The organism is Ruegeria sp. BA12, from assembly GCF_056539625.1.
Genome location: NZ_JBQFVF010000002.1, coordinates 39,809 through 66,397 on the forward strand (window position 1 = coordinate 39,809; position 26,589 = coordinate 66,397).

26 protein-coding genes and 3 tRNA genes are annotated in these 26,589 nt (G+C 57.3%); 14 read left to right on the forward strand and 15 right to left on the reverse strand.

The window, feature by feature from the left end:
- Window positions 1-46: 46 nt before the first annotated feature.
- Entirely contained in the window at window positions 47-1,111 is a 1,065-nt protein-coding gene (locus ACR0B0_RS05680; RefSeq protein ID WP_480646830.1) for a PA0069 family radical SAM protein, read from the reverse strand.
- A 290-nt stretch (window positions 1,112-1,401) separates the two neighbouring features.
- Here ACR0B0_RS05680 and ACR0B0_RS05685 point away from each other — a divergent pair, with 290 nt between their 5' ends.
- Window positions 1,402-2,100, forward strand: a complete 699-nt coding sequence (locus ACR0B0_RS05685) for a corrinoid protein (protein ID WP_170348833.1) — start codon at window positions 1,402-1,404, stop codon at window positions 2,098-2,100.
- A gap of 89 nt (window positions 2,101-2,189) precedes the next feature.
- Complete coding sequence (locus tag ACR0B0_RS05690) at window positions 2,190-2,855, forward strand: DUF1638 domain-containing protein (protein WP_425080570.1); 666 nt, start codon at window positions 2,190-2,192, stop codon at window positions 2,853-2,855.
- 6 nt (window positions 2,856-2,861) lie between these two features.
- Here the strand turns inward: ACR0B0_RS05690 and ACR0B0_RS05695 are convergent, their stop codons facing one another.
- Window positions 2,862-3,272, reverse strand: a complete 411-nt coding sequence (locus tag ACR0B0_RS05695) for a SufE family protein (protein ID WP_170375491.1) — start codon at window positions 3,270-3,272, stop codon at window positions 2,862-2,864.
- A 139-nt stretch (window positions 3,273-3,411) separates the two neighbouring features.
- On the opposite strand from ACR0B0_RS05695, the gene ACR0B0_RS05700 reads away from it, so the two are divergent.
- Window positions 3,412-3,939 carry a hypothetical protein gene (locus ACR0B0_RS05700; protein WP_170375493.1) on the forward strand — a complete coding sequence of 176 codons (528 nt, stop codon included), beginning with the start codon at window positions 3,412-3,414 and terminating at the stop codon, window positions 3,937-3,939.
- Between the two features lie 6 nt (window positions 3,940-3,945).
- On the opposite strand, the gene rnd is transcribed toward ACR0B0_RS05700, so the two are convergent.
- The 3 genes from rnd to purM form a co-directional block, all read right to left on the reverse strand.
- The gene (rnd, locus tag ACR0B0_RS05705) at window positions 3,946-5,103 is read right to left on the reverse strand and encodes a ribonuclease D (RefSeq protein WP_480646832.1); all 1,158 of its coding nucleotides are present in this window, start codon (window positions 5,101-5,103) and stop codon (window positions 3,946-3,948) included.
- A gap of 111 nt (window positions 5,104-5,214) precedes the next feature.
- A complete protein-coding gene (gene purN / locus ACR0B0_RS05710) occupies window positions 5,215-5,811 on the reverse strand; it encodes a phosphoribosylglycinamide formyltransferase (protein ID WP_480646835.1) in 597 nt (198 codons plus the stop codon).
- A complete protein-coding gene (gene purM / locus ACR0B0_RS05715) occupies window positions 5,808-6,854 on the reverse strand; it encodes a phosphoribosylformylglycinamidine cyclo-ligase (protein ID WP_480646837.1) in 1,047 nt (348 codons plus the stop codon). Before purM ends, purN begins: the two co-directional genes overlap by 4 nt.
- A gap of 107 nt (window positions 6,855-6,961) precedes the next feature.
- Here purM and ACR0B0_RS05720 point away from each other — a divergent pair.
- Window positions 6,962-7,038: transfer RNA gene (locus ACR0B0_RS05720), tRNA-Ile, on the forward strand.
- A gap of 409 nt (window positions 7,039-7,447) precedes the next feature.
- On the opposite strand, the gene ACR0B0_RS05725 is transcribed toward ACR0B0_RS05720, so the two are convergent.
- The 4 genes from ACR0B0_RS05725 to ACR0B0_RS05740 form a co-directional block, all read right to left on the reverse strand.
- Window positions 7,448-7,618, reverse strand: coding sequence for a hypothetical protein (locus ACR0B0_RS05725; RefSeq protein ID WP_170348840.1), 171 nt, complete (start codon window positions 7,616-7,618; stop codon window positions 7,448-7,450).
- 258 nt (window positions 7,619-7,876) lie between these two features.
- Window positions 7,877-8,137 (reverse strand): hypothetical protein, encoded by a 261-nt coding sequence (locus tag ACR0B0_RS05730; RefSeq protein ID WP_170348841.1) that lies wholly within the window; start codon window positions 8,135-8,137, stop codon window positions 7,877-7,879.
- 295 nt (window positions 8,138-8,432) lie between these two features.
- A complete protein-coding gene (locus tag ACR0B0_RS05735) occupies window positions 8,433-9,143 on the reverse strand; it encodes an aspartate/glutamate racemase family protein (RefSeq protein WP_170348842.1) in 711 nt (236 codons plus the stop codon).
- A 126-nt stretch (window positions 9,144-9,269) separates the two neighbouring features.
- Window positions 9,270-10,187, reverse strand: coding sequence for a LysR family transcriptional regulator (locus ACR0B0_RS05740; protein WP_480646839.1), 918 nt, complete (start codon window positions 10,185-10,187; stop codon window positions 9,270-9,272).
- Between the two features lie 100 nt (window positions 10,188-10,287).
- Between ACR0B0_RS05740 and ACR0B0_RS05745 the strand changes: the two genes are divergently transcribed.
- From ACR0B0_RS05745 to ACR0B0_RS05770, 6 genes are all read left to right on the forward strand, one after another.
- Window positions 10,288-11,421: an enolase C-terminal domain-like protein gene (locus ACR0B0_RS05745; protein WP_480646841.1), complete on the forward strand. Its 1,134-nt coding sequence runs from the start codon at window positions 10,288-10,290 to the stop codon at window positions 11,419-11,421.
- Entirely contained in the window at window positions 11,418-12,668 is a 1,251-nt protein-coding gene (locus tag ACR0B0_RS05750; RefSeq protein WP_480636791.1) for an NAD(P)/FAD-dependent oxidoreductase, read from the forward strand. The genes ACR0B0_RS05745 and ACR0B0_RS05750 overlap by 4 nt, the downstream gene beginning before the upstream one ends.
- A 50-nt stretch (window positions 12,669-12,718) precedes the next feature.
- Entirely contained in the window at window positions 12,719-13,696 is a 978-nt protein-coding gene (locus ACR0B0_RS05755; RefSeq protein WP_170348846.1) for a TRAP transporter substrate-binding protein, read from the forward strand.
- Window positions 13,697-13,765: 69 nt separating this feature from the next.
- On the forward strand, window positions 13,766-14,299 hold the full coding sequence (locus ACR0B0_RS05760) for a TRAP transporter small permease (RefSeq protein ID WP_480646843.1): 534 nt from the start codon (window positions 13,766-13,768) through the stop codon (window positions 14,297-14,299).
- A gap of 4 nt (window positions 14,300-14,303) precedes the next feature.
- The gene (locus tag ACR0B0_RS05765; protein ID WP_170348848.1) at window positions 14,304-15,617 is read left to right on the forward strand and encodes a TRAP transporter large permease; all 1,314 of its coding nucleotides are present in this window, start codon (window positions 14,304-14,306) and stop codon (window positions 15,615-15,617) included.
- A gap of 7 nt (window positions 15,618-15,624) precedes the next feature.
- Complete coding sequence (locus ACR0B0_RS05770) at window positions 15,625-16,554, forward strand: hypothetical protein (protein WP_480646845.1); 930 nt, start codon at window positions 15,625-15,627, stop codon at window positions 16,552-16,554.
- On the opposite strand, the gene ACR0B0_RS05775 is transcribed toward ACR0B0_RS05770, so the two are convergent.
- Window positions 16,541-17,860: an ATP-binding protein gene (locus tag ACR0B0_RS05775; protein ID WP_480646847.1), complete on the reverse strand. Its 1,320-nt coding sequence runs from the start codon at window positions 17,858-17,860 to the stop codon at window positions 16,541-16,543. The genes ACR0B0_RS05770 and ACR0B0_RS05775 overlap by 14 nt on opposite strands.
- 44 nt (window positions 17,861-17,904) lie before the next feature.
- Between ACR0B0_RS05775 and ACR0B0_RS05780 the strand changes: the two genes are divergently transcribed.
- The 3 genes from ACR0B0_RS05780 (at window position 17,905) to ACR0B0_RS05790 (ending at window position 19,166) form a co-directional block, all read left to right on the forward strand.
- Entirely contained in the window at window positions 17,905-18,819 is a 915-nt protein-coding gene (locus tag ACR0B0_RS05780) for an MBL fold metallo-hydrolase (RefSeq protein ID WP_480646849.1), read from the forward strand.
- Between the two features lie 77 nt (window positions 18,820-18,896).
- Window positions 18,897-18,971: transfer RNA gene (locus ACR0B0_RS05785), tRNA-Asn, on the forward strand.
- 120 nt (window positions 18,972-19,091) lie between these two features.
- Window positions 19,092-19,166, forward strand: a tRNA-Asn gene (locus ACR0B0_RS05790).
- A gap of 20 nt (window positions 19,167-19,186) precedes the next feature.
- Here the strand turns inward: ACR0B0_RS05790 and ACR0B0_RS05795 are convergent.
- From ACR0B0_RS05795 to zwf, 4 genes are all read right to left on the reverse strand, one after another.
- Window positions 19,187-20,806 carry a long-chain-fatty-acid--CoA ligase gene (locus tag ACR0B0_RS05795; RefSeq protein WP_480646851.1) on the reverse strand — a complete coding sequence of 540 codons (1,620 nt, stop codon included), beginning with the start codon at window positions 20,804-20,806 and terminating at the stop codon, window positions 19,187-19,189.
- A 147-nt stretch (window positions 20,807-20,953) separates the two neighbouring features.
- Window positions 20,954-22,564 (reverse strand): glucose-6-phosphate isomerase, encoded by a 1,611-nt coding sequence (pgi, locus tag ACR0B0_RS05800; RefSeq protein ID WP_480646853.1) that lies wholly within the window; start codon window positions 22,562-22,564, stop codon window positions 20,954-20,956.
- Window positions 22,565-22,569: 5 nt separating this feature from the next.
- Window positions 22,570-23,241, reverse strand: a complete 672-nt coding sequence (gene pgl / locus ACR0B0_RS05805) for a 6-phosphogluconolactonase (protein ID WP_480646855.1) — start codon at window positions 23,239-23,241, stop codon at window positions 22,570-22,572.
- A complete protein-coding gene (zwf, locus tag ACR0B0_RS05810; protein ID WP_170358685.1) occupies window positions 23,238-24,692 on the reverse strand; it encodes a glucose-6-phosphate dehydrogenase in 1,455 nt (484 codons plus the stop codon). Before zwf ends, pgl begins: the two co-directional genes overlap by 4 nt.
- A gap of 163 nt (window positions 24,693-24,855) precedes the next feature.
- Here zwf and ACR0B0_RS05815 point away from each other — a divergent pair, with 163 nt between their 5' ends.
- Window positions 24,856-25,809, forward strand: coding sequence for a radical SAM protein (locus ACR0B0_RS05815; RefSeq protein ID WP_170395934.1), 954 nt, complete (start codon window positions 24,856-24,858; stop codon window positions 25,807-25,809).
- Here the strand turns inward: ACR0B0_RS05815 and ACR0B0_RS05820 are convergent, their stop codons facing one another.
- Window positions 25,810-26,505 (reverse strand): lipid-binding SYLF domain-containing protein, encoded by a 696-nt coding sequence (locus tag ACR0B0_RS05820; protein ID WP_217353031.1) that lies wholly within the window; start codon window positions 26,503-26,505, stop codon window positions 25,810-25,812.
- Window positions 26,506-26,589: the final 84 nt, after the last annotated feature.

Consider the following 26,589-nt stretch of genomic DNA (forward strand, 5'->3'; position numbering starts at 1 on the left):
GCAGCGATGAAATGCTTAAGCCCCGGACCTGCGTCCGGGGCTTCTTTCATAGTAGGCTCAACTGATCACCGATCTGAGCCGGGCGGGCAAACAGGTCGCATCGCAGGGGCGGTGTCCGCGTTACAAGGCCTAGGCGCTTGACCGCCAAGGCAAACCGTTTGGCAATCAACCCAGCATATTCACCCTCACCCCGCATCCGGTGGCCCCAGCGCGGGTCATAGTCCCTGCCCCCGTGCATTTCGCGCAGCTTGGACATGATCTTTTCCGCCCGCGCGGGTTCGTGATCCTGCAACCACTCCTGCCACAATGTCGATACTTCACGCGGCAAGCGCAACATGATCCAACTGGCAGCGTCCGCGCCCGCCTCACGCCCCGCCTCAAGCAGGTGTTCCAACTCATGATCCGTTAGACCAGGCACCACGGGTGACGTCATGACCCGCACAGGCACCCCGGCTTTGGTTAGGCGACGTATGATGGTTAAACGCCGCTGAGGAGACGGCGCGCGTGGCTCCATACGCCGGGACAAATCAGCATCCATGGTGGTTAAAGATATCCCCACTCGCACCATCCCCTGCTCAGCCATGGGCGCTAGAATGTCCAAGTCCCGTTCGATCAAGGCCCCCTTTGTGACGATGGCGATGGGGTGATTGAATTCTTGCAGAACCGACAGGCAGCCTCTTGTAATCGCGCGGGTTTTCTCAATCGGTTGGTAAGGGTCCGTGTTGGTACCCAAGGCAATGGGTGCAACCTTGTACCCTTTGGCCGATAACTCCTTGCGCAGGATATCCGCTGCGTTTGGCCGCGCGATCAGGCGGGTTTCGAAATCCAGCCCCGGCGATAGCCCAAGATAGGCATGGGTCGGGCGGGCGAAACAATAGACACAACCATGCTCACACCCGCGATACGGGTTGATCGAGCGATCAAACGGCAAATCCGGCGACCGGTTATAGGTAATCAGGCTGCGCGCGACCTCGTCCCGAACATCGGTTCGCAAAGGCGGCAGGTCCTCGTCGATATCCCAGCCATCGTCACAAGGGATGGTGTCGAAATGTTCGAACCTTCCAGCGGCATTTGTGGCGGCTCCTCGGCCGCGAATATGCGGTGCAACCATGTTTGTTCTCGTTATGTTCCATTGATTGGGTATAACGGCAATCCCGAATACACGCAAGCACAGCATTCGAGGCCGCGCAGGTATCAACCGCGTGGTTATCCGCCAGTAAAATGAACCAGATGCAGGATCATCTTGCAGATAATTCTGTCGAGAGACGCGAAAATTTGACGTATAGGTCGGTCCCGAAACGACTGAGGTCGCAATCGTCACAGTCAAACTGCGACGTTTTGGCCAAAACGGAAAAAATGCCACCACGGGCCTATGGCTCGCACAGCTCAGGGAAACGCCCCATGTCTGAAGAAGAAGACATCGTCCTGTCCGAACTGAATGACGACGAACTTGTCGAGCAGATGTTCGACGATCTTTATGACGGCCTGAAAGAAGAGATCGAAGAAGGTGTGAACATCCTGCTTGAACGCGGATGGACGCCTTACGACATCCTGACCAAGGCTCTGGTCGGTGGCATGACCATCGTGGGCCACGACTTCCGCGACGGTATACTTTTCGTGCCCGAGGTTCTGTTGGCTGCAAACGCCATGAAGGGCGGTATGTTTATCCTCAAGCCGCTGCTGGCCGAAACCGGCGCACCGCGCGTGGGTAAGATGGTGATCGGTACAGTCAAAGGCGACATCCACGACATCGGCAAGAACCTTGTGTCGATGATGATGGAGGGCGCTGGCTTTGAAGTGGTCGATATCGGTATCAACAACCCGGTTGAAAACTATCTGGAAGCGCTTGAAACCGAAGAGCCAGATATTCTGGGCATGTCCGCCCTGCTGACCACGACCATGCCTTACATGAAGGTTGTGATCGACACGCTGGTCGAACAAGGTAAACGCGAAGACTATATCGTTCTGGTTGGCGGCGCGCCGCTGAACGAGGAATTCGGCAAAGCCATCGGTGCGGATGCTTATTGCCGTGACGCAGCCGTTGCGGTTGAAACCGCCAAGGATTTCGTCTCGCGCAAGCACAACCAACTGGCCGGTTAACCGGACGCGCAGGTTATTCTGGGGCCGTCCGGGTTTCGGGCGGCCTTTTTTGTTACACTGACAGTCGCGTAGAATCCGAGAAGCAACCAATGCAGCAAGATAATTTGCCAGACGATGCCAGCCTGACGACCAAGGGCTACGAATCCGGTGAGCACGGGCGCATCCTGCTGTTGGCCTGTGGCGCGCTGGCGCGTGAGATTCTGGACCTGAAGCAACGCAATGGCTGGGATCACATGGCGCTGACCTGCCTGCCCGCGATTTTTCACATCCAGCCTGACAAGATCATTCCGGCGGTACAAGAGGCCGTCGCCAAACACCGTGACGACTATGACCAGATCTTTGTGGTCTATGCCGATTGCGGAACGGGTGGCCTGCTGCAGCAAGCCTGCGAAGACCTGGGCGTCGAGATGGTCAAAGGCCCCCATTGTTATTCCTTCTTCGAAGGAAATCAGGCGTTTGAAGCACACGGTGATGAGGAAACCACCGCCTTTTACCTGACCGATTTTCTGGCCCGGCAGTTCGATGCCTTTGTGTGGAAACCGCTGGGGCTGGACCGACACCCCGAGTTGCTTAGCATGTATTTCGGCAACTACACCAAGCTGGTCTATCAGGCGCAAATTGACGATCCGGACCTGACAGCCCGTGCCCGTGAATGTGCCGAGCGGATGGGTTTGGAATTCGAACGTCGCCTGACCGGCTATGGCGATTTGGAAACCACCCTGACCGATTGGGCAAAACGCACACCGAAAGCCTGAATAGCGTCAGGCGTTTTCCTGGGCCACTTCGCGGATACGATCAATCATTGCCCGCAATCCATTCGACCGCTGTGCGGACAGGTGATCGTTCAGTCCCAAGCGCGCCAGCTCTCCGCCTGCGTCTACCTTGGGAACTTCGCTGACGGGCAACCCGTTATACAAGGAACGCAGCACCGCGATCAGGCCACGTACGATCAGCGCATCGCTGTCCCCATCGAACCGGAAAACCCGGTCTTCGATGATCGGGTGCAACCAGACCTGGCTTGCGCAGCCGTGGACCTTGGTGGCCGGCACTTTTAGTGCGTCCTCCAGCGGCTCCATCGCTTTGCCCTGGTCGATGACGTGGCGGTACCGGTCTTCCCAGTCCTCCAGAAACTCGAAATCCTCGACGATCTCTTCAAAGGCAGGCGTTGCCATGTCGCGGCGGTCCTTTCGTTGCAATCACAATTGTGAACTATGCCTCTGATCTATGCCTGTCCACCCCCCTACGCGGCTTTTCAATCAACAGAAATTGCGATAACCCATTGCTGGACTTACAGCTCTGGACGTTGGGACCATGCAAAAATCGTTTACTGTTCTCTTGGTGGCTACCCTGGCCCTGTCTGCCTGCAACAGCTGGCGCGAGTCACGGGTGAACCCGTCCAACTGGTTCGGTTCAAGCACGTCAGCCCCGCCGCCGGAAACAGCGACCTATGACGCGAACGCTCTTGTGCCCGAAACAAGGGAAGGCGGTGGGTTGCTCTCAAGGCCAACCCCCGAGGATACAAGCGTTCCGATCGCGAAGATTGATGAACTGAGGATTGAGCCGACCCCGAACGGTGCAATCGTCTACGCCTCGGGGACGGCAATCCGGCAAGGTGCTTATGACGCCCGATTGGTTCGCGTGGACAGTGAAGAAAACCAGAAGAACGGCGTTTTGGAGTTCACTTTCCGGGTAACCTATCCCGCGCGCGCAACGAATACGGGAACAGAACGGTCTCGAATGGTGTCCGACGCCATCAATATCAGCAAAAAAGACTTGGAAAATACCCGTCTGGTGCGGGTTGTAGGACAGCAGAACGCATTGGAATCGCGGCGCCGTTAATCGGCGCTAAAGCGATACAACTTTGACGTTCTGACCTTTGGCCGCCAGCGCGATTTTACCTTCACACAGTTTCAAGGCGTCTTCGCCGAACACCTCAAACCGCCAACCTGACATCGCAGGCAGTTCCCGCTCACCCGCTGCGATCTGATCCAATTCCGAGCTGGTGGCGATTAGTTTGGCTGCCACGCCCGAGCTTTCGGTTTTCGATTTCAACAACACCCGCAGCAAATCCGCCAGAGCCGGGTTCACCTTCAGTTTGTCCCGGCTGTTGTCGACTTGCGGCAGCTGATCCGCAGGGCAATTCACCCCTTTTTTGACGGCGCTTAGAATACCATCGGCAATCGCGCCCTTTCGGGCCTCGCGCAGCAATAAGCGCGAGCCGCCCAGATCCGAGGGCGATTTGGGCTTGGTTGATGCCAGCTCGATCAGCGCATCATCCTTGAAGACCCGGCTGCGCGGCACATTGTTTTCCTGCGCATAAGCCTCGCGAAACTGCGCCAGTTCGCGCACCACGGCCAGAAATTTGGCGGAATTCGTCCGGGTCTTTACACGTTTCCATGCATCTTTGGGGTGAATGTCATAGGTCGCAGGATGGGTCAGCGTGCGCAACTCCTCTGCCACCCAATGACTGCGCTGCGATTTTTGCAATTGCGTTGCGAGATATTCATAGATTTGGCGCAGATGGGTGACATCCGCCAGCGCATAGGTCTTTTGCGCCTCGGATAGCGGGCGGCGGGACCAATCGGTAAACCGCGAGGTCTTGTCGACCCCCTGCTTGCAGATCTTGCGCACCAGCGTTTCATAACCCACCTGCTCACCAAAGCCACAAACCATTGCTGCAACTTGCGTGTCGAACAGCGGTTTCGGAAAGACACCGGCTTCGACCCAGAAAATTTCAAGATCCTGACGCGCGGCATGGAAGACCTTGACCACATCGTCGTTGCCGAACAGCTCATAAAGCGGGTCCAGAGACAAACCATCAGCCAGCGGATCGACCAGAACCGCGCTGTCCTCGTTATCGGACGGAACGGCCAGCTGTATCAGGCAAAGCTTTGAATAATAGGTCCGTTCGCGCAGAAACTCGGTATCTACGGTGACATAGTCATATTCCGCCGCGGCCTTGCAGAAATCGGCCAGCTCTTGCGTCGTTGTCAGGGTTTTCATGCGCGGTGCTGTTCTTGCTCTTGTTTTCTTCGGCTGATCGTCTCTTCCGTACCTAGCCGTAGTGCAGACCATAGGCCGAATTTAACACGCGTGTAAATCACTCTGGGACGTTCAGGGCAGCAACACCGGAGTCCGGTCGCCACTGGCGTAACGGCGCAACACTGCAGGATAAAGTTTATGCTCCCAAACCAGCACACGAGCAGCCAAAGCGTCGGGCGTGTCGCCGGCTTCGATGTTTACCCGCGCCTGCCCCAGGATCGGACCGTCATCCAGCGCTGCCGTAACCTCGTGAACCGAACATCCATGTTCGGCGTCCCCGGCCTCGATCGCGCGGGCATGGGTATTGAGGCCTTTGTATTTCGGCAGCAGTGAGGGGTGGATATTCAACATCCGCCCCTGAAAGCGGGAAACGAAATCACCGGTCAGAACACGCATGAACCCCGCAAGACAGACAATATCCGGTTGCGCCTCTTCCAACGGCTTCAACAGCTCTGCTTCAAACGCAGCGCGGTCGCCCTTGAAGGGGCGGTGATCTACCGCAGCCGTCGGGATGCCACGGTCCGCGGCCTTTTTCAGCCCGCCCGCCGTAACGTCATTCGACAGAACCAGACATGGGCGTGCCGGGTGATCGCCGACCATGCTGTCGACCAGCGACACCATGTTGGACCCACCCCCCGAAATCAGGATGGCGACGCGCTTGTGACTCACAACAGTTTGCCCGAATAGGCCATGCCGGGCGTGTCGGTCACGGTGCCGATGCGAGCAACTGTTTCTCCGGCCTCGGCCAGCACAGCGGCCAGTTCATCGGCGCGGTCTTTGGCGCAGACGACAATCATGCCGATGCCGCAGTTGAAGGTCTTCAGCATCTCGGCCTCAACGATCCCGCCGGTTTCAGCCATCCAGCGGAATACGGGCGGCAGGACCCAGGCGTTCAAGTCGATCTCCGCACCCAACCCCTCGGGCAGCACGCGCGGCAGGTTTTCGGTCAGACCGCCGCCGGTGATATGGGCCAGCGCGTGTACGCCCCCTGCCCGGATCGCCTGCAGAGCGGGTTTCACGTACAACCGCGTCGGCGTCAGCAGCGCCTCACCCAGCGACCCGTCGCCAAAAGGCGATGCGGCATCCCAGCCCAGACCCGAGATTTCAACCAGCTTGCGCACCAGCGAATAGCCGTTGGAATGCACCCCGTTCGAGGCCAACCCCAGAAGCACGTCGCCCCGCTGCACACCCGCAGGCAAATGCGCGCCACGCTCCATCGCGCCGACCGAAAAGCCAGCCAGATCGAAATCGCCATCGGGATACATGCCCGGCATCTCGGCCGTTTCACCGCCGATCAGGGCGCAACCGGACTGCACACAGCCCTCGGCAATACCTTCGATGATCCGCGCGGCGGTGTCGGTGTCCAGCTTGCCCGTGGCGAAATAGTCCAGGAAGAACAGCGGCTCGGCCCCCTGACAGATCAGGTCGTTGACGCACATTGCCACCAGGTCGATACCAACACCGTCGACCACACCGGTATCAATGGCAATCCGCAGCTTGGTGCCCACACCGTCGGTCGCGCCCACAAGAATCGGGTCCTGATATCCGGCGTCTTTCAGATCGAACAAGGCACCGAACCCGCCCAGACCGCTCATCACGCCCGAGCGGTTAGTGCGCTTGGCCGCAGGCTTGATCCGGTCGACCAGAGCGTTCCCCGCATCAATATCAACGCCTGCATCGGCATAGGTGATTCCGTTCTTGCCCGTCGTCATGGCCAGCCCCTTATGAATGGTTCCCGCGCGGGTTAGTCGATTGTTGGGCATCTTGCAACGGTCAGGCTTGACGCGGCCGTTCACCGTGATACTCAAAGCGCTCAGGCGGGCCTGTAGCTCAATTGGTTAGAGCAGAGCGCTCATAACGCTTTGGTTGCGGGTTCAAGTCCTGCCGGGCCTACCAAATCACCGCAATACTGGTTTTCAGAAGGCAAGCAAGGGAACGCTGTTTCTGTGTTTGTTGCGCGATCCAAAGTCGGATCAGACCGAACCAGAACAACACGCATTACTGATAGACCAGAAATCACTTGCCCGGCCGGTCAATCGTATCAGGAAGCTAGATACCCCAAGAACCCAAAGATCCCGCGCTGACCTGAAGGATACTTAAATGCCTACACTGAGCGCAGTTGGGGAAAAATACGATGCGGATTACCTTAGGAACTGGATTAACAGTGCCCGCGTTGCCCAAATCTGGGATGGCGAGCAACGCGGGCCATAGTCTGGTCAGGGGTTGCCCAGACTAAAGGGACAAAAAGGATACGCGGCAACGCAGGCGCTGGATCACTCGCTGCTTTCGATGCTCAGTAGGATTTCTAATTTGGAGGCTCACCAAAATAACCACCAAGATAGGCTATTACCGAGGCAATTACGCCAATCACGATCACAATAGATATCAATGCGCCGCTACTTCTTGAGTAATAACCGAGCGTCAAAAGCCCAACGACAAAAATGCCAACTAAAAAATATAATACAGTGTTGTCCATTGCTAATCCCCGACCGCGAAAAACATTTCGTCACTATAAGATAAAAAATCGCCTCAAGTTTAGTGGATACAAAACGCCTTACTCGACTGCAGAGCCTTCACATGCATTCCCTAACCAAAAAAACCGCGTTGTTCGGAGATGTACCTTTACAAACAACGCGGCGACAGTTTGGGGTAGTGTAGGCTATTCGGAGCACGTCAGGGATTGGACCAAATGCCCCGGATTACGATGGCTCCCCATCATTGGGGGGAGGCAAGGTCACTCTTTGGGATCAGCCGCTTCGGCTTTTTGGAAAACGGCTAACGTTACAAACAATCCACCAATCAGCAGCATGTGGCCCACCGCAGTGATTCCGAAAACGAAATAGCTGCCAATCATAAGTGAAAAAATTGCACTCCACATCCACGCCAACATCTGCATCAGCATATGCGCTGTAGATAGAGAGTATTTCTTGAGTGGGTTCTTGGTCTCATCCATTACCGAATCCCACGTCGATTTTACGTCGAAACTATTGGTCATGACTTCCTCCCATTACAAAAGGAATACGGGTCGATCGGTGCTTTAGACCAAAAATTTGCATCATCTTATCATCTGCAATATCTCATTCGCGTGATCTGTGATCGCGCGACTGACGTCTCCAAGTGCCGGCACCGGCCACTAGAAAATCCTGCAAAGTGAAGAAGATATACTACGGCAATTACGCCAATAAAACCGACTCGAGGTGTCGAATCCGCGTGAAATTCATCGTTTAACTTGCACGGGCACGTAGCGCGTTGAATGGATGCAAAACACGTCGCCGCTCAGCGTTAGCCACTCAGTAAACCGGCGGCCTTAACCCTGCCTGAAACCAGCTGACCAGAGAGACGATGGAATACACCGGCAGCCCCGTCGCCGATTGAATATCGGCCGCGTAGGGGCACATGTTTGTGCATTCCAGCACCAACGCGCCGAGGTCGGGATGGGCCTCTTTCATCGCCAGGGCGGCCTCGACATTGTCGGCGCGGGCCTTGTCTACGTCCAGCGTCAGTTCATTATCCAAGATCGCGCGCGTGAATTCCTGCCCGCCCTCGGTCGAGCCGATGGGCGTGCCCTCTGGCACCTGTGCGCTGCGCAGATGGGCCTCGGTCAGGGTCGAGGCCGAGATAGTCAGCACCCCTGCCCGTTTGCCCGCAGGCAATACCTTGTTCACCATTTCGACCTGCATCAGCGAGGATGTGACAACGGGCACCGGGACCGCCTGAGACAGCTCTTTCTGAAACAGCGACAGGAACCCGCAATTGGTGGTGATCCCGTCGACGCCCTCGTCAACCAGCTCGCGCGCGGCATCGACAAAGGCGTCCAGCATCCCCTGCGCTCCACGACGCACCACCAGATCGGGTGAGGCGTTCCGGACAATGCGGAAATGCACCGGAAACGGCCAAGTCAGCGCGTTGCCCATGTCGCCGGGAATGCGGGGAAAGCGTGCGTCCAGCATCAGGATACCCACCGATGCGCCGTAAAGTGATTTGCCACCAGTTGCGATCATTCCTCAAACCTTTTCATTTCCGGACACGTTCTGCAGGGGTCTGTTCGCCATTCGAAACGCGACGACGTGGGCAGAGTTTGCACAGACCGGATAAAGGTCAATAGGCAAAAACTGAGCGCTTGGCATTCAAACGCTGTCGCCGCCATGCGCGTTGGTGGAAAAAGACGCCATCGCGGGCACAAGTTGGTCCAGAAACTCCCGCGCGATGGTCGACAAAGGACGCCCTTTGGCGGTGATAATCGCCAGTTCCAACGTCACCGCGGGCCGAAATGGGCGGGTCTGATATCCGCGCTCAGTATCAAAGGCGACGGTAAATGGGTCGATGACTGCAACACCCATGCCCTGTTTGACAAAGCTCAGCAGGTTTTCGGACAGATGTGTATGAATTTGCGTGCGCCAAGTCCGGTGCGCCGCCTGAAAAACATCCCGTGTCCCACGATAGGTCTGATGCTCGGGGCCCATCACGATAAAGGGCTCGTTCTCTAGCAACTCAGGGGTCAGCACGTCGTATTGGGCTAAATGGCTGCCTTCGGGAAATGTGGCCAATGTTTCAAAGCGGAACACCTGAGCATTGAGCGTATCGTGCAGAATTGGCACCTCGACAATGCCGACCTCGAACAGGCCCGAGATCACCCATTCCTGAATCTTGGACGAGTATTGCGATTGAAAACTGACCGACAGATTGGGGCGGCTGGCGGCGAAGCGCGCGATTTCCCGTGGCATGAATCCAAACGACAGCATGTGCGGTGCGGCCACTTGCAGCTGACCGGGATGTTTGTTCTGCAAATCCGTCACGGCCTGCGCCACGTGATCCAACCCGCGTACGACGGTGTCCACCTCGCGGTACAGCAAATCAGCTTCGGGGGTTGGTAACAGACGGCCCTTGTTGCGTTCAAACAGCGGCAGACGAGCTTCGCGTTCTAGCTGAGCCAGAAGATTACTGATCCCGGGTTGTGATATCCCCAGAACCGAAGCCGCCCCAGTCACCGTTCCCGTCTCCATAATCGCGTGAAACGCCTGCAATTGCCGAAACCTTAAAGACATTGACATTCCCACATCATTTTTTCTGATACCCTTGCCACAATATAGTATTTGAAATGATATAGCTATCGCGGCACGGTTCCCCCGAACGACCGGAGGACCAATGACCGACTTGAACCAAACCATCACAGGGTTTGACCTTTGGCACCTTGAGCTGCCTGTTACATCACGGCGTGATCATGGAATCGGCTCGGTCGAAGGCAGCTGCGAAATTGTGATCTTGCGCCTGACCTCAGAGGGCGGATCAGAAGGATTTGGCGAAGCGTCGCCATGGTCGGTTTTTACCGGAACACCCGAAGCAACTTACGCAGCGCTGGATCGTTATTTCCGGCCGTTGGTTGTTGGGTCACGTGTGGCAGATCGGGCTGGGATCATGGCCAAGGCCGCCTATGCCGTCGCACATTGCACCGAGGCCAAGGCCGCACTGGAAACCGCCTTGCTGGATCTGACAGGGCGTATCAGCGGCGTACCGGTCTGGGCACTGATGGGTGGCAAATGCCGGGACTCGATTCCGCTGAGTTGTTCGATCGCCAATCCTGATTTCGCGCAGGACATTGCGCTACTCGAGCAATTGCGCGAGGACGGGGTTCGCATCGTCAAGCTGAAGACCGGGTTCAAGGACCATGCGTTCGACATCATGCGGCTTGAACATCTGGCGCAACATTGCCCCGAGTTTTCTGTGCGCGTGGATTACAATCAAGGTCTGTCTATCGAGGATGCTCCTGCTCAGGTACGCGATGTTGCTCAATTCAAACCCGATTTCATCGAACAACCAGTGCGGGCGCATCACTATGGCATGATGGCCAAACTGCGAGGTCAGATCGACCTGCCCCTGCTGGCCGACGAAAGCGTGTTTGGCCCTGAGGATATGGAGCGTGCCGCGCGAGAAGGCATATGCGATGGCGTGTCGGTCAAGATCATGAAGTCCGGTGGGCTTAGCCGGGGTCAGACTGTGGCCCGCATCGCCGCGGCTCATGGGCTCAGCGCCTATGGTGGAGATATGTTCGAGGCTGGTCTGGCGCATCTGGCCGGAACCCACATGATCACTGCAACACCCGAAATAAAGCTGGGATGCGAGTTCTATCAGGCATCGTATTTCCTGAAAGAAGACATTCTGGAAGACCCCTTCGTGGTGCAGAACGGGCAAGTCATCGTGCCGGACATGCCCGGGATTGGTGGCCGACCGGATCTGGACAAGCTGAACCACTATGCCTTGGCCAAGGCGGTGGCGGCATGAGTGAGCGCAAGACCATTGCCATAATCGGTGCCGGTATTGTTGGCGTGTCCACAGCGGTCTGGCTGCAACGTGACGGGCATGACGTCATATTGATCGACAAGGCTGGACCTGGCGAGGGTACGTCGCACGGCAATGGCGGAGTTCTGGCTTCCTGCTCGATCATTCCAGTCACGGTTCCGGGGCTGCTGCAAAAGGCCCCAAGGATGTTGTTTGATCCGTCCCAGCCACTGTTCTTGAAATGGGGATACGTGCCCAAGCTGTTGCCATGGCTACTGCGCTATCTGAAACATGCCAACGCGAGCGACGTTGAACGCATTGCTGCTGCGCTGACGCCTATTGTCGGCGATAGCCTGAATGACCATAAGGCGCTGGCGCACGGCACCGGGGCCGAGAAGTGGATTGTCCCGTCCGACTATCTGTTCCTTTACGAAAACCGGAAACATTTTGAGAATGATGCACTTGGCTGGGACATCCGGCGCAAGCATGGTTTTGCGTGGGACGAATTAGAAGGCGAAGCCTTTCATGCCTATGACCCGATTTTCAGCAAAGACCTCGGGTTTGCCGCCCGGCTTGCCGATCATGGCCACATCACTGATCCGGGGCGCTATGTCAAAGATCTGGCCGCCCATGTCGAGGACAATGGAGGCAAAGTTATACGCGCCGCAGTCGAAGACGTGGTTCGGGACAACGGCAAAGTTACAGGTGTACACACAGGCGGTACAACCATCCCCTGCGACACAGCGATTATAACGGCGGGGGTCTGGTCCGGCCCCTTGGCTGACCAGCTGGGCATTTCTGTTCCTCTTGAAAGCGAACGCGGGTATCATCTTGAATTAGTGGAACCTTCCGCGATGCCGAAAAGCCCGGTTATGGTAGCGTCAGGCAAATTCGTCGCCACTCCGTTAGAGGGTCGCATCCGTCTGGCCGGGATTGTCGAGTTCGGCGGGTTGGACGCGCCGCCCTCGAAGGCGCCGTTCGAATTAATGCGCAAGAATGCCCGGGCGGCTTTTCCGGGTGTGACATGGAAGGATGAAGTGGAATGGATGGGGCACCGGCCCGCACCCGCAGATTCGATACCGGTTATCGGTGAAGTTCCGGGGATTGACGGCGCGTATATGGGTTTTGGCCACCATCACATCGGTCTGACGGGCGGGCCGAAAACAGGGCGTCTTTTGGCGCAAATGATCGCGGGCAGACTTCCGAACACGGATGTCAGCGTTTACGCCCCGTCGCGATACGCAAATTAGCAAAGCCGGTGAACAACACCGGCAGAATCAATACCAACTGGGAGACTAAAATGAAAAAACTGACGAGCCTTATGGCAGCAACCGCACTGACCGCTGCCGCAGCCCTGCCGGTCGCTGCCGAAAAATGGGACATGCCGATGGCCTATTCGGCGTCGAACTTCCATTCGGCCACAGGTGCTGAATTCGCCAAATGCGTGACCACCGGTACCGGCGGCGAGATCGAGATTGTCACCCACCCTTCGGGTTCCCTGTTCAAAGGGGCGGATATCAAACGCGCCATTCAGACCGGCCAAGCCCCTATTGGAGAGCGTCTGCTGTCCGGCCACCAGAACGAAAACGCATTGTTCGGCTTTGACTCGATCCCCTTCCTAGCAACTTCCTTTGACGACAGCGCCAAGCTTTGGGATGCTGCAAAACCCTCGATCGAGAACCTGTTGGCCGAACAGAACCTAACGCTGCTTTATGCAGTGCCGTGGCCGCCGCAGGGGCTGTACTTTAAGGACGAGGTGAACTCGGTCGCTGACATGAAAGGCATCAAGTTCCGCTCGTACAACAACGCCACGTCACGTCTGGCCGAGCTGACCGGAATGCTGCCGGTGACCATCGAAGCGGCCGAGATCAGCCAGGCCTTTGCCACTGGCGTTGCCGATTCCATGGTATCTTCTGGCTCAACCGGGTATGACCGCAAAGTTTGGGAAAGCCTGGATTATTTCTACGAAGTAGATGCCTGGCTGCCGCGCAACTACGTGATGGTGAACTCGGATATCTGGGCGGGCGTGTCTGACGCGAACAAGAACGTCATCAAAGCCTGCGCCGAACTGGCGGAATATGCGGGGAACTGGCGGGCCAAGGAATATACCGGGTTCACCCTGCAAGGCTTGCGTGACGGCGGCATGACCGTTGGTCCGGCGTCCGAGCAGATGACCAACGAGTTGAAAGAAATCGGCGTAACCATGACCAATGAATGGCTCGAGGCCGCCGGGGACGAAGGCAAAGCCATTGTCGACGCCTTCCAAGCACAACAATAACCAAATGGACGCGGGCGGCAGCGATCTGCCGCCCGTTCTCTATCCAACCAAAAGAAAAGCGGGGACAGTATGGCAGCGTTACGAGGGCTTCGGTCCGTACTGGATTTCATCTACCTGGCAGCAGGCGTACTAGCGGCGTTGAGCCTTATCGCCATACTGGTTCTAATTGTGGTGCAGATGCTGGCCCGTTGGACCGGCGAGGTATTCCCTGGCGCGCCCGACTATGCCGGGTATGCGATGGCCGCGGCCTCATTCCTGGCTTTTGCCAATGCGCTGAACCGGGGCAGCCATATCCGCGTGTCGATCCTGTTGAATGCGGTGCCCGATAAATTTCGCCGGGTGCTGGAGTTTTGGTGTTTTGGTATCGGCACGGCCGTCATGTGGTACTTCTGCTGGTACGCCTACCGCTTTGTTTATTGGAGCTGGAAGTTCAACGATATCAGCCAGGGACAGGACAAAACCGCGCTTTGGATACCGCAATCGGCCATGTTAATCGGCGCGGTCATTCTGGCCATCGCCCTGACTGATCATCTGATTCACGTGATCTTCCGCGGCGATCACCGCATCACCCGCGATCTTGCCGATCAAAGCCACGGAGAGTGAGAGCATGGAAAACGCATCAATCATCATCCTCTTCCTCTTTGTTCTATTCACTCTGTTGGGCACCGGCGTCTGGGTCGGGCTGGCACTGATGGGCGTCGCCTGGGTCGGGATGGAGCTGTTCACTACTCGCCCCGTCGGCGACGTCATGATCACCACCATCTGGTCAGCCTCGTCCTCATGGACGCTGACGGCGCTGCCGATGTTTATCTGGATGGGTGAAATCCTGTATCGAACGCGATTGTCCGAAGACATGTTCAAGGGGCTTTCACCGTGGATGGCCCCCCTGCCCGGCGGTCTGGTGCATACCAATATCGTAGGTTGTACGGTCTTTGCCGCCGTGTCGGGCTCGTCCGCGGCGACGCTGACCACGGTTGGCAAGATGTCGATCCCAGAACTGCGCAAGCGCAATTATCCCGAACGCATGATCATCGGCACTCTGACGGGTGCTGCGACACTGGGCCTGATGATCCCGCCTTCGCTGACGCTGATCGTTTATGGCGTCACCATCAATGAATCGATTACCAAGCTGTTCTTTGCTGGCATCCTGCCGGGTCTGGTGCTGGCTTGCATGTTCATGGGCTATGTCGCGATCTATTCCAAAATCGGCAAGGACTGGAACCCGAACCAGGAAAACAAACTGACCTTTGCCGAGAAGATCAAGAACTCGCGCTTTTTGCTGCCTGTGATCCTGTTGATCGTCGTGGTCATCGGTTCGATGTATCTGGGATATGCCACCGCGACCGAGGCCGCCGCCTTTGGTGTGATCGGAGGGCTGTTGCTCGCCGCTGGTCAGGGTTCGTTGAACTGGAAGACGTTCACTGAAAGCCTCATGGGGGCCACTCGCACCAGCGCGATGATCGCATTGATCCTTGCGGGCGCGGCTTTCCTGTCGCTGTCGATGGGCTTTACCGGCCTGCCACGCGGTCTGGCCGATCTGATTGCCGGATGGGAACTGACGCGGTTCGAACTGCTGATGGTGCTGCTTGTGTTCTACATCATCCTTGGGTGTTTTCTGGATGGCATTTCCTCGGTCGTGCTGACCATGGCTGTGGTCGAGCCTATGATCCGCGACGCCGGAATCGACCTGATCTGGTTCGGTATCTTTATCGTCGTCGTGGTCGAAATGGCGCAAATCACGCCGCCTATCGGGTTCAACCTGTTTGTGATGCAGGGCATGACCAATCATGAAATGAGCTATATCGCCCGTGCTGCGATTCCGATGTTCCTGATCATGGTTGTTATGGTTTTCGTCCTGATCTGGTTCCCGGATTTGGCCACTTGGCTACCGAATAACCTGCGGCAAGGCCCAACCGGGTAGCCTGCCTTTGAACCCGCTGCACATCGCTGCCCGCCACGGACCGTATGTTCTGTTGGCGGGCCTTTTGTCGGGGTTGCTGCTGCCGGGGTTGGCGCAACCGATGCGGTCGCTGTTGCCGCCGATGGTTGTGCTGTTGCTGTTCGTCACCGTGCTACGAATGGAGCCCGCGCGCATATTCGGATCACTGCGTGATCTGCCCCGCGTTGTCTTGGTAGTTCTTGGTCTACAGCTTGCGATGCCCCTGACAGTTCTGACGGTCGGTGCATTGGGCGGGTGGCTCGACACCCCCACCCTGTTTGCCTTGTTGGTCATGACCGCGGCTCCCTCCATCGCTGGCAGCCCAAATATGTGTCGGATGATGGGGCACCCATCTGAATACGCGCTCCGCCTTTTGGTGATCGGTACTGCAGTACTGCCAATGACCATAGCCCCGGTTTTCTGGTTCGCGCCGCAACTGGGCGGATTCGATACGGTGCTTTGGGCCGCGTTAAAACTGCTAATCACAATCCTGCTGGTGACGCTGACCGCAGTCGCTATTCGCAAAACGCTGTTGCGAGACCCATCGCCCACAACAGAAAGTGCGCTCGAAGGCCTTGCCAACATCACACTGGCTCTCTTCGTCATTGGTCTGATGCCCTCAGTCAGCGAGGTCATCCTGACCGATCCGAAACGAGCGTTCCTTTGGATTACCTTCGCCTGCGCGGCCAATTTTGGCGTTCAGGTCGTCTGTTTTCGACTGACCCGGCTTCGTATGCCCACAGCCGCGTCGACGGCAGTGTCGCTGATCGCAGGCAACCGCAATATCGCGCTGTTCTTCGTGGCTTTAGCGCCCGAGGTTACTGCGCCGATCATGGTGTTCATCGGGGCCTATCAAATTCCGATGTACCTGACTCCGCTGGTGATGCAGCGCATGTACAGGGTCGTTAGCGACCGATGATAATGTCAGCGCAGAGGCCGCCCAGCCGCTCACTTTTGCTCAGACGCACCACGCCCCCATGGGCCCGCGCGATATCTGAAACGATGGCAAGGCCCAACCCCACTCCGGTACCCTGATTCTGATTGCGCGCCGGATCAAGGCGCGCGAACGGTTTGACCGCTTCGGATCGCTGTTCAGGTGGAATTCCTGGCCCGTCATCCTCGACCCGGATACGCAGGGATTTGGGTGTGATGGACAGGCTGACATCCGCGCGATTGCCATACCGCACGGCGTTTCCAATCAGGTTTTCCACGGCTCGCCGTATGGCAGTGGGACGCAACATGACCGTCCCTTCCCCCTCGACCGAGATCAAATCGACCTCATGCCCTGCACGACGCGCGTCTTTGACGATTTGCTCCAACAGCACCTTCGGATCGACAGATTCCGGAGCGCCCTCGGCCGCACCGCGAGAAAACTCAAGGAACGCATCCAGCAGCAATTGCATCTCATCGACATCCTGCTGCAAAGGGGCCGCTTCATCCTCGGGCAACATCGAAAGGCCAAGTTTCAAACGCGTCAGCGGTGTGCGCAAATCGTGACTGACCCCCGACAGCATCATGGTGCGCTGCTCCATCTGGCGCTCAATACGGGCACGCATATCCAGAAAAGCACTGCCCGCCGCGCGTACTTCGATGGCCCCACCGGGAGAATACGGCACCACCCTGCCCCGACCAAAGGCCTGCGCAGCCTCGGCCAAACGAGTGATCGGACGCAATTGATTGCGCATATACAGGAAAGAAATCGTGGTCATGACAACCGCAAAGAACACCATTGTCACGATCAACTGGTGTGGCGCTACCGGAGACAGACGACGGCGATCAAAAGTCAGCTGTAGAATGCCCAGATCCGTCTGCAGATACAGCCGCGCCTCTTGTCCGCTGGGCAAGGCAACCGCAATCAAATCTGGAAGCAAGGCCCGCAGATCGGCCTCGACCTGGGGTGCAATGAAATCGTACCAACGGCGGTGACCAACCATTGGTTCGTCGTTAATGCCCAGAAACCGGGCCTTCATTTCAAGCGCTTGCAGGTCAAGCCGAACAGCCGCCATCGCCTGTTGTTGCGTTTCCGTCTCTTCCATGACTTCCGTGATCAACATCACTTCGCGCGAAGCAGCGCGTGTCATTTGCGCCGTGACGTCTTCCAGATGTTTTTGCAGGAACGCGACTCCCACCACCAGCAACACCACGACCACCGGCAGGACCAGGATCAGTGCAGCACGGGCATAGAGGCTGCGCGGCATATAGTGTTTGAGCCAAAGCGCGGACATGCGCTAAACCTAACGGGCTGTTACGACAAGAGAAAGAGGTCAGAATGCAGGCGCCTGACGATTTCAATCCGCCCGCCGGCCCGGCGGTCGAGCTGCAGCCGGGATTGCGGCGTATCCTAGCGCCAAATCCATCCCCAATGACATATCGCGGGACCAACACTTATCTGGTGGGCACCAGCGAGCTTGCCGTGATCGACCCTGGTCCGCTCAGCAATGAACATCTGGATGCGATTCTGGCGGGACTACTACCCGGACAGCGGATCAGCCATATCATCGTTACCCACAGCCATCTGGATCACTCTCCGCTGGCCCAACCCTTGGCGGATCGTACCGGAGCACCGATCATGGCCTTTGGAGGGCCCGAGGCCGGGCGTAGCGCAGTTATGACTCAACTGGCCGAGAGCGGTTTAGTCGGTGGCGGTGAAGGCATCGACACCAGCTTTCGCCCCGACATCGAACTTGCGGATGGGGCTTTAATCTCAGGCGACGGCTGGCAGCTTGAGGTGATTCACACCCCCGGCCATCTGGGAAATCACATCGCGCTTGGCTGGGGTGACGTCTGTTTCACGGGTGATCACGTCATGGGATGGGCCAGTTCACTGGTTTCGCCCCCAGACGGTGACCTGACGGATTTCATGGCGGCCTGCCATCGTCTGGACTCACGCGAGTGGGCCGTCTTTCACGCCGGGCATGGCGCGCCGATTGCCGATCCCGCAGCGCGTCTGGACTGGCTGATCAAACACCGCCTGACACGCGAAGCGCAGATTCTGTCTGCGCTGGAAGATCACCCCGGTACGGCCCGAGAACTGGCCGAGCGAATTTACCTCGACACTCCGACCGCCCTTTTGCCTGCTGCTGAACGGAATGTTTTGGCCCATTTGATTGATCTGATTGGGAAATCTCAGGTCACTTCCGAAGGAAAGCTGTCAGCTGACACCCGTTTCATCAGACAAACCTAAGCCGCCGGAACTTTTTTTCGAAAACGTCGAATTCCCCTCTGGACGGCAAAAATCGGGATTGTTATACGGCCCTCAGTTCCGGCGTAGCTCAGCGGTAGAGCAGTTGACTGTTAATCAATTGGTCGTAGGTTCGATCCCTACCGCCGGAGCCAAATTCTCCCCACCTTAAATCCCCATCACCAACGGTCGTTTGCGGCGCAAGATTTTTCGACGAAAAATCTTATACGCCCTCTGGACGCCGCAGAAACTGGTTGCTATACGGCGCGGACCGTTCCGGCGTAGCTCAGCGGTAGAGCAGTTGACTGTTAATCAATTGGTCGTAGGTTCGATCCCTACCGCCGGAGCCATTTCCCACGTTTTTTTAAGATCAGCCCACCAAGGCGTCCTTGAAATCCGCTCGCAAGTTGCGTTTCAAAACCTTACCCGTTGCGTTCAGCGGCAAGGCATTCACAAACACCACCTTGTCCGGCACCTGCCATTTAGCGATTTTGCCGTCATAAAATGTCAGCACCTCTTCTTCGCTTGGGTCCTCCCCCTCGGCGCGTACGGCCACCAGCAGTGGGCGCTCGTCCCACTTTGGATGCGGTACGCCAACCACGGCTGCGGTCGCCAATTTGGGATGCGCAACGGCGATGTTCTCTAACTCGACCGAACTGATCCACTCACCCCCGGATTTGATGATGTCCTTGGACCGGTCGCGGATGGTCATATAGCCGTCAGAGTCCAACGTTGCGACATCACCAGTGGCAAACCAGCCATCCCGCAGCAAATCTTCATCTTGCATCTGGAAATAACTGTCCAGAACCCACGGCCCGCGAACCAGCAGATCACCTTGAGTTTCGCCGTCATGCGGCAGATCATTGCCGTCATCGTCGACGATCTTCAGATCGACACCATAACAGGGCCTTCCCTGGCTTTCTCGAATGGCGTGCTGCTCGTCTTCCGGCAGGTCAAAGTGCTTGGCCAGAGGGTGATTTGCGGTCCCCAACGGACTCATCTCGCTCATCCCCCAGGCGTGGATGGTGTCGACGCCATAAGTTTCGCGGAAGGTTTCGATCATCGAAGGCGGGCACGCGGCCCCGCCGATCACCGTCCGCTGCAGGCTGGCCAGCTTGCTGCCAGACTGCTCGGCAAAAGCCAACAGCCCTTGCCAGATCGTCGGCACGCCCATGGCCAGAGTGACGCCGTAAGTGTCGATCAGATTCACCAGCGCCTCACCATGCAAACCCGGCCCCGGCAAGACCATCCGCGATCCCGACATGGCGCAAGCATATGGGGACCCCCAGGCGTTTACATGGAACATCGGAACCACCGGCATGACCACATCCATCGCCGAAAACCCGATAACGTCGCGTGTGTTCGATCCGAAACTGTGCAGCACGGTGGAGCGATGCGAATACAACACCCCCTTTGGATTGCCGGTTGTGCCAGATGTGTAACACAGGCCGGATGCAGTGTTTTCGTCAAAGCTGGGCCATTCAAAACTGGCCTCACCGGTCTCGATCAGATCGTCGTAAAATTGCACACCCGGTATCTGCGCAATTGCGTCATCGTTTCTTGGCCCCATCAGGACGAAATGTTGAACATCGGGCAAATGCTCGTGCAGGGCTGCGACCAAAGGAATAAAGGTTGCGTCGAAAAACAAAACCCGGTCCTGTGCATGGTTGATGATATAGGTCAGCTGTTCGGGAAACAGTCGCGGGTTGACGGTGTGGCACACGAACCCCGCCCCGGAAGTGGCATAGTAGATCTCAAGATGCCGCCGGTTATTCCAAGCCAGCGTCGCAATCCGCGTCTGTGGTTCCAATCCCAACTTGGACAGTGCCGAGGCCAGTTTCCGCGCGTTTTCAGCCACTTGCGACCAACTGCTATGGCTAACTGTACCATCGGTTTCAACCGAATAAATCTCAGTCTGACCGTGAAAGCGGTCGGCGTGATCAATCAGCGACGAGATCAGCAAGGGCTGCGTCATCATCTGTCCCAGCATGGGCGTCCTCCCTATGGCGGTGCCACTTTGTGCCCGCAATCACATCGGGCGATATGGCTTTTCCTTAGGCAGAGCCTGCCAAGCATTTAATTGTCTGACAATAAAAGAATGCGATTTGCCGTTGCGGCAGGTGGTAAAATCGAACCCTCAATCGCGGTGTTTTAGCGCATAAGCAACCAGCGAGGCGGTCGAGCCATCCTTGCCGTCAGCGCTAACTTCACCATCCACTATCGGACCCAGCGAGGTCGCCAATTCCTTGCCCAGTTCCACCCCCCATTGGTCGAATGAATTGATTCCCAGCAGAACCCCTTCGACGAAAACACGGTGTTCGTACATGGCGATGATTTGGCCCAGCACATACGGTGTGAGCTTCGGATAAATCAGGGTCGAGGACGGCCGGTTGCCCGGGAACACACGGTGACGGGCCTGACGTTCAAGCTCCTCACTGGCCAACCCTTGTTCGGCCATGCGCTGCCGCGCCTCATCCAACGACCGGCCGCGCATCAGCGCTTCGGATTGGGCCAGACAATTGGCCAGCAAAAGGCGGTGGTGGTGGGTAAGTTCGGGCTCGTGCCCTTCGGCAGCCACCATGAATTCGCAGGGGATCACATCGGTGCCCTGATGGATCAACTGGTAAAAGGCGTGCTGGCCATTGGTGCCCGGTTCACCCCAAACCACAGGCCCCGAAGGCATGGTCAAGGCGCTGCCGTTCATTGCAACGAATTTACCGTTCGACTCCATCTCAAGCTGTTGGAAATAGGCGGGAAGACGCAGCAGTCGTTGATCATAGGGCAGAACCGCGCGGCTGGTATATCCCAGAACCTGGCGGTGCCAGACCCCAACCAGAGCCAGCATTACCGGCATGTTCTCGATCCAGTCAGCAGCGCGGAAATGGACGTCCATCGCCTGTCCCCCGCGCAGAAAGGCATCAAACGCGTTCGAACCGACGGCGATCATCACCGGTAGCCCAACCGGCCCCCAGACGGAATAGCGCCCCCCTACCCAATCGGCAAAACCAAAAACGTGATCTTGGGCGATACCAAAGGCATCGGTCTTATCTACCGCACACGACACGGCTGCGAATTGTTTTCCACAATCGCCACCGCCATCCGTTAACCAGGCACGGGCGGTCCGGGCGTTGGTCATGGTTTCAATGGTGGTGAATGTCTTGGATGCGACAATCACCAGCGTCCGGGTCGGGTCAAGTGGGCGCAGCGTATCCGCGATATGCGCGCCATCGACATTGGACACATAGTGCAGGTTTGGCCCGTCGTGATACGGGGCCAACGCATGCGTGGCCATCACTGGCCCAAGATCCGAGCCGCCGATGCCGATATTCACGACGTCGGTAAAGCTGCCACCTGTCCCGGAAATCGCGCCGCCGCGCACCTCTTCGGCGAAAACCCGCATCCGGTGCAGCGTGTCCAGAACGTCAGGCATCACATCCAGACCGTCGACCTCAACTGGTCCGCCATCCAGATTACGCAACGCCGTGTGCAATACCGCGCGCCCTTCGGTTTCGTTGATCTTGGCACCCGAGAACATGGCGTCGCGCCGTTCCGCCAGACCCGCCGTATCGCACAGCCGGATCAAAGCGCCGCGGATGTCCGCGTCAATACTGGTTTTCGAGTAATCAAAGAGCAGGTCACCGGTTGAGGCCGAATACCCCTGCGCCCGGTTTGCATCCTTACTGAACAGACTCAGAATGGGCTGCCCCTTCCGCTCTGCTGCTAGTGCTTTGAGTGTCTCCAGTTTCATAGCGCCTACTCCGCCCAATGTACGGTCATGCCACTCAGCACTGCTGCGATGGGGGCCTCTTCCGGTGGCAGGGACATGGACCGTTCCAAAGCATCCCGTTTCGCGTTCCCGAAAATGATCAGGTGTTTTGACAAGGCACCGTCCAAAACAGGCGCAGTCAGCGTGATACGGGGTTCCGGCTGAACCTCGGTCCGTGCCACCGCCAGAGGACGCGCGTGACCGTCCAACGCGGCCTCAAGCCCATCCATACCCGGGAACAGGGATGCCGTGTGCATATCCTCGCCCATTCCCAACACCAGCACCGACAAGGGCCGGATCGGAATGATCAGGCTTTCGATTTCCGGCAATACATCCTCGGGCTCCTTTCCCGGCACGTACAGAGGGATATATTGCGCCACCGACGCCCGATTGGTCAGCAACCGCTCGCGGATCAGACGCTCGTTCGAGCGGTCGTGATCACCCGGCACACAGCGTTCATCGGTGGGCAGAACCCGCACCCGGTCCCATTCCAAATCCGCCGCGCACAGTACATCAAACATCGGGCCGGGCGTCGTGCCTCCGGGTACTGCCAACGAGGCAAAGTCGTGATGCAGCAAGGCGGATTCCAGTTCTCCTGCCAGCACGTTTGCAACGTCGATGGCCAGCATATCCCGGTCGGCGTATTCCTGTATGTTCATGGGTTTATCCCTTGCCAGCGGCGACCGTCTCGTTTCATCAGCAGCTCGGCGTCGCCCGGGCCAGTGCTGCCGCTTTCATAAGGTTTGGGAACATCCCCGCGCGCCTGCCAGCCCGCGATGATCGGATCGGTCCAGGCCCATGCGGCCTCGACCTCATCTCCGCGCATAAACAGGGTTTGGTTGCCGCGGATCACGTCCATCACCAAACGCTCATAAGCGTCCGGCGGGTTCTGGTTTTCCGGCCCCAATGCCTCGGCAAAACTCATGTCCAGAGGCACGTCGACCAGGCGCATCCCACCCTGCCCCGGTTCCTTGATCGTCACCTTCAGCGTGATGCCTTCGTTCGGCTGCAGGCGGATCGACAAAACGTTGGCGTGGCGCCCGGCATCTGCGCCAAAGATCGAATGCGGCGCGTCTTTGAACATCACATTGATCACCGAAGATCGCGCCACAAGCCTTTTGCCCGTACGCAAATAAAACGGCGTACCCGCCCACCGCCAGTTACTGACGTGAGCCCGCAGCGCCACATAGCTTTCCGTGGTCGAACGTGGATTACCAACAGTATCCCGATAGCTGCGTCCACTCAGCCCACCTTCAAACTGACCGCGCACAATGTGGTGCGGCTCGACCGGGTCCAATGCGCGGATCACCTTGAGCTTTTCGTCCCGTACCGCGTCGGGGTCGAACTTGGCCGGCGGTTCCATCGCGATCAGGCAGAGCAGTTGCATCAGGTGGTTCTGCACCATGTCACGCATGGCGCCTGCGCGCTCATAATACTCTTCGCGCCCGTCAATGCCGACGGATTCGGCCACGGTGATCTGGATGTGGTCGACATACTGACTGTTCCACAATGGCTCGAAAAGCATGTTGCCAAACCGAACGGCCATCAGGTTCTGAACGGTTTCTTTGCCCAGATAATGGTCGATCCGGTAAATCTGCCCTTCTGAGAAATGCGCCGCTAGCGTCGCATTCAACGCCTGCGCGCTGCCCAGATCGTGACCAAAGGGTTTTTCGACAACGATCCGTGTCTGGGTCGTGGCCAGATCATTTGCTTTGATCCGTTCGGCCAGCGGTCCGAACAGGCGCGGCCCAACTGAGAAATAGAACGCCCGTACCCGATCAATTGTGAGCTTCGCTGCAAGCTGACCCCACCCCTCATCCGTAAGCGCATCTAACGCGACATAATCAACCCGTTGCAAGAACGCATTCAATGCCTTGGCATCCGCACAATGCGCGGGCGCATGTTCGCGCAACGATTGCGCGACCACATCCCGAAACGCATCGCTGTCCAATTCCGATCTGGCGGCACCAATGATCTGAACATCCTCGGGCCATTGTCCGGCACAATAGCGACGGAACAGCGCCGGCAGGATTTTACGCTGCGCAAGATCGCCGGTACTGCCAAAAATGACCAGATCGAACGGGTCGACGGGGATGACGCGAGAAACCATGCGTTTGCCTTACCTTACCCCTGAGGGCATGTCCAATGTTAGCGCAAACAAAATTACACTTTTTCCCATCATCAAAACTCTGTCAGGTCGGCCGTGGCACCCTTAACTAATTCGGTCTGAAAGGCTAAGTCAGCAGCAGGACTGCAAAGAACCGGATACCGGAATGAAAGACAACGCCTCTCAGATTGCCAATATCGGCAAATTTCAGAACACATTGGTGACGGCTGACGGGCAAACGCGGGCCTCGGTTGCGCTTAGCAACCCTGAAACGCTTTGGTTCAATACCGGTACCTTGTGCAATATCGAATGTGTCAACTGCTATATCGCAAGCAGCCCGACCAACGATGCACTGGTCTATATCACCGCTGATGAGGTGCGGTACTATCTGGATCAAATCGAAGCTCGAAATTGGCCGGTTCGGGAAATCGGGTTCACTGGTGGCGAACCATTCATGAACCCAGAAATGATCGACATGACCCGCGCCGCGCTGGAGCGTGGGTATGAGGTTTTGATTCTCACCAATGCCATGCAACCAATGATGCGCCGAAAGATGCGTGAGGGTCTGCTGGAATTGCAGCGTGACTACGGCAACAAGCTAACCCTGCGAATCTCGGTCGATCACTACTGCTCCGATCTGCATGACGAAGAACGTGGCAAGGGCAGCTTCGCCAAGACCGTGACCGGGATGGAGTGGCTGCGTGACAACGGCTTAAACATGGCCGTGGCCGGGCGCACTGTCTGGGGTGACAGCGACGCGGAAAGCCGCGCTGGCTATGCTGCGTTTTTCAAGCAGCACGGCTTTGACATTGACGCCCAAAACCCGGGCCAGACGGTCCTGTTCCCCGAAATGGACGAAACCATCGAAGTGCCGGAAATCACCACAGCTTGCTGGGGTATTCTGGACAAATCACCCGACGCCGTGATGTGTGCCAGCGCCCGTATGGTGGTAAAGCGCAAGGGTGCGGAACGCCCCGCCGTTCTGGCCTGCACACTTTTACCTTATGCGCCCGAATTCGAAATGGGTCACACCCTGGCCGAGGCCGAGGCGGACGTACACCTCAACCATCCCCATTGCGCCAAATTCTGTGTTCTGGGCGGGGCCAGCTGTTCAGGCTGATCAGTTCAGTTCAGGCGATTCCCAGAATTTCGTGCCGGACGCCCCAGCCGAGACGCGCCAGCCTTTCTTGCCCAGTACGAAGAAGGACCGGCCATCAGTGAACCGCACGGTTTCCCCGCTGCGCTCGTCACCGTACATCGCCCCGGTTTCCGCTGTTGCGTCGTAACCATATTCGATAAATTTCGCCAGATCGGCGGGGGTTTCGAACAGGATCACGAACTTGGTTTCAAACCCACCAATACCCACTGCGGCACCCACTCCGCCAGTACCCATGTTCATATAAGTGTGCTGACCGGTATCCATTGAAACGGCCACCCCGCGCCCATACCCGGCCGAGACCGGAAACACCGTAACCTTGCGCGAGTCGAACACGGCGTAGCCCGCACTTACGTCATACAACGCTTTTGCGTCGGGGTTTTCCGCTAATAACTGGGTAAGAACCTCGCTGGCCATCGCGTCCAGCTTGGCGCGCGTCTCTTCCGGGGTGGCCTCGTTCGTCACCAAATCCGTGGTCGAGTTGATGGTCCCCTCAACCGCGCTTGCACCTTTCTGAATGGTGTTGCCCACGGTTTCAGTCCCACGCCCTACAGCGTCGGCTGTGTTCGCAGCACCTTTTTTGATTTTATCAAAGACGCCTTCGGCGACGGCTGGTCCGCCAGTTAACAGCGCAGCGGCGAAAAGCAAAGCTCGGGACATAAAGCGATTCCGTATGTGACCAATGGATTGGTCGACACCATAACCCAAGCACCAATAAATTTAACGCGTCTCAATCGTTACTGA

What these genes read in the sequence shown, in the direction of transcription:
- ACR0B0_RS05680 (WP_480646830.1), bottom strand. Translation starts at nt 1,111, where the DNA reads ATGGTTGCACCGCATATTCGCGGCCGAGGAGCCGCCACAAATGCCGCT.
- ACR0B0_RS05685 (WP_170348833.1), top strand. Translation starts at nt 1,402, where the DNA reads ATGTCTGAAGAAGAAGACATCGTCCTGTCCGAACTGAATGACGACGAA.
- ACR0B0_RS05690 (WP_425080570.1), top strand. Translation starts at nt 2,190, where the DNA reads ATGCAGCAAGATAATTTGCCAGACGATGCCAGCCTGACGACCAAGGGC.
- ACR0B0_RS05695 (WP_170375491.1), bottom strand. Translation starts at nt 3,272, where the DNA reads ATGGCAACGCCTGCCTTTGAAGAGATCGTCGAGGATTTCGAGTTTCTG.
- ACR0B0_RS05700 (WP_170375493.1), top strand. Translation starts at nt 3,412, where the DNA reads ATGCAAAAATCGTTTACTGTTCTCTTGGTGGCTACCCTGGCCCTGTCT.
- rnd (WP_480646832.1), bottom strand. Translation starts at nt 5,103, where the DNA reads ATGAAAACCCTGACAACGACGCAAGAGCTGGCCGATTTCTGCAAGGCC.
- purM (WP_480646837.1), bottom strand. Translation starts at nt 6,854, where the DNA reads ATGACGACGGGCAAGAACGGAATCACCTATGCCGATGCAGGCGTTGAT.
- ACR0B0_RS05725 (WP_170348840.1), bottom strand. Translation starts at nt 7,618, where the DNA reads ATGGACAACACTGTATTATATTTTTTAGTTGGCATTTTTGTCGTTGGG.
- ACR0B0_RS05730 (WP_170348841.1), bottom strand. Translation starts at nt 8,137, where the DNA reads ATGACCAATAGTTTCGACGTAAAATCGACGTGGGATTCGGTAATGGAT.
- ACR0B0_RS05735 (WP_170348842.1), bottom strand. Translation starts at nt 9,143, where the DNA reads ATGATCGCAACTGGTGGCAAATCACTTTACGGCGCATCGGTGGGTATC.
- ACR0B0_RS05740 (WP_480646839.1), bottom strand. Translation starts at nt 10,187, where the DNA reads ATGTCTTTAAGGTTTCGGCAATTGCAGGCGTTTCACGCGATTATGGAG.
- ACR0B0_RS05745 (WP_480646841.1), top strand. Translation starts at nt 10,288, where the DNA reads ATGACCGACTTGAACCAAACCATCACAGGGTTTGACCTTTGGCACCTT.
- ACR0B0_RS05750 (WP_480636791.1), top strand. Translation starts at nt 11,418, where the DNA reads ATGAGTGAGCGCAAGACCATTGCCATAATCGGTGCCGGTATTGTTGGC.
- ACR0B0_RS05755 (WP_170348846.1), top strand. Translation starts at nt 12,719, where the DNA reads ATGAAAAAACTGACGAGCCTTATGGCAGCAACCGCACTGACCGCTGCC.
- ACR0B0_RS05760 (WP_480646843.1), top strand. Translation starts at nt 13,766, where the DNA reads ATGGCAGCGTTACGAGGGCTTCGGTCCGTACTGGATTTCATCTACCTG.
- ACR0B0_RS05765 (WP_170348848.1), top strand. Translation starts at nt 14,304, where the DNA reads ATGGAAAACGCATCAATCATCATCCTCTTCCTCTTTGTTCTATTCACT.
- ACR0B0_RS05775 (WP_480646847.1), bottom strand. Translation starts at nt 17,860, where the DNA reads ATGTCCGCGCTTTGGCTCAAACACTATATGCCGCGCAGCCTCTATGCC.
- ACR0B0_RS05780 (WP_480646849.1), top strand. Translation starts at nt 17,905, where the DNA reads ATGCAGGCGCCTGACGATTTCAATCCGCCCGCCGGCCCGGCGGTCGAG.
- ACR0B0_RS05795 (WP_480646851.1), bottom strand. Translation starts at nt 20,806, where the DNA reads ATGCTGGGACAGATGATGACGCAGCCCTTGCTGATCTCGTCGCTGATT.
- pgi (WP_480646853.1), bottom strand. Translation starts at nt 22,564, where the DNA reads ATGAAACTGGAGACACTCAAAGCACTAGCAGCAGAGCGGAAGGGGCAG.
- pgl (WP_480646855.1), bottom strand. Translation starts at nt 23,241, where the DNA reads ATGAACATACAGGAATACGCCGACCGGGATATGCTGGCCATCGACGTT.
- zwf (WP_170358685.1), bottom strand. Translation starts at nt 24,692, where the DNA reads ATGGTTTCTCGCGTCATCCCCGTCGACCCGTTCGATCTGGTCATTTTT.
- ACR0B0_RS05815 (WP_170395934.1), top strand. Translation starts at nt 24,856, where the DNA reads ATGAAAGACAACGCCTCTCAGATTGCCAATATCGGCAAATTTCAGAAC.
- ACR0B0_RS05820 (WP_217353031.1), bottom strand. Translation starts at nt 26,505, where the DNA reads ATGTCCCGAGCTTTGCTTTTCGCCGCTGCGCTGTTAACTGGCGGACCA.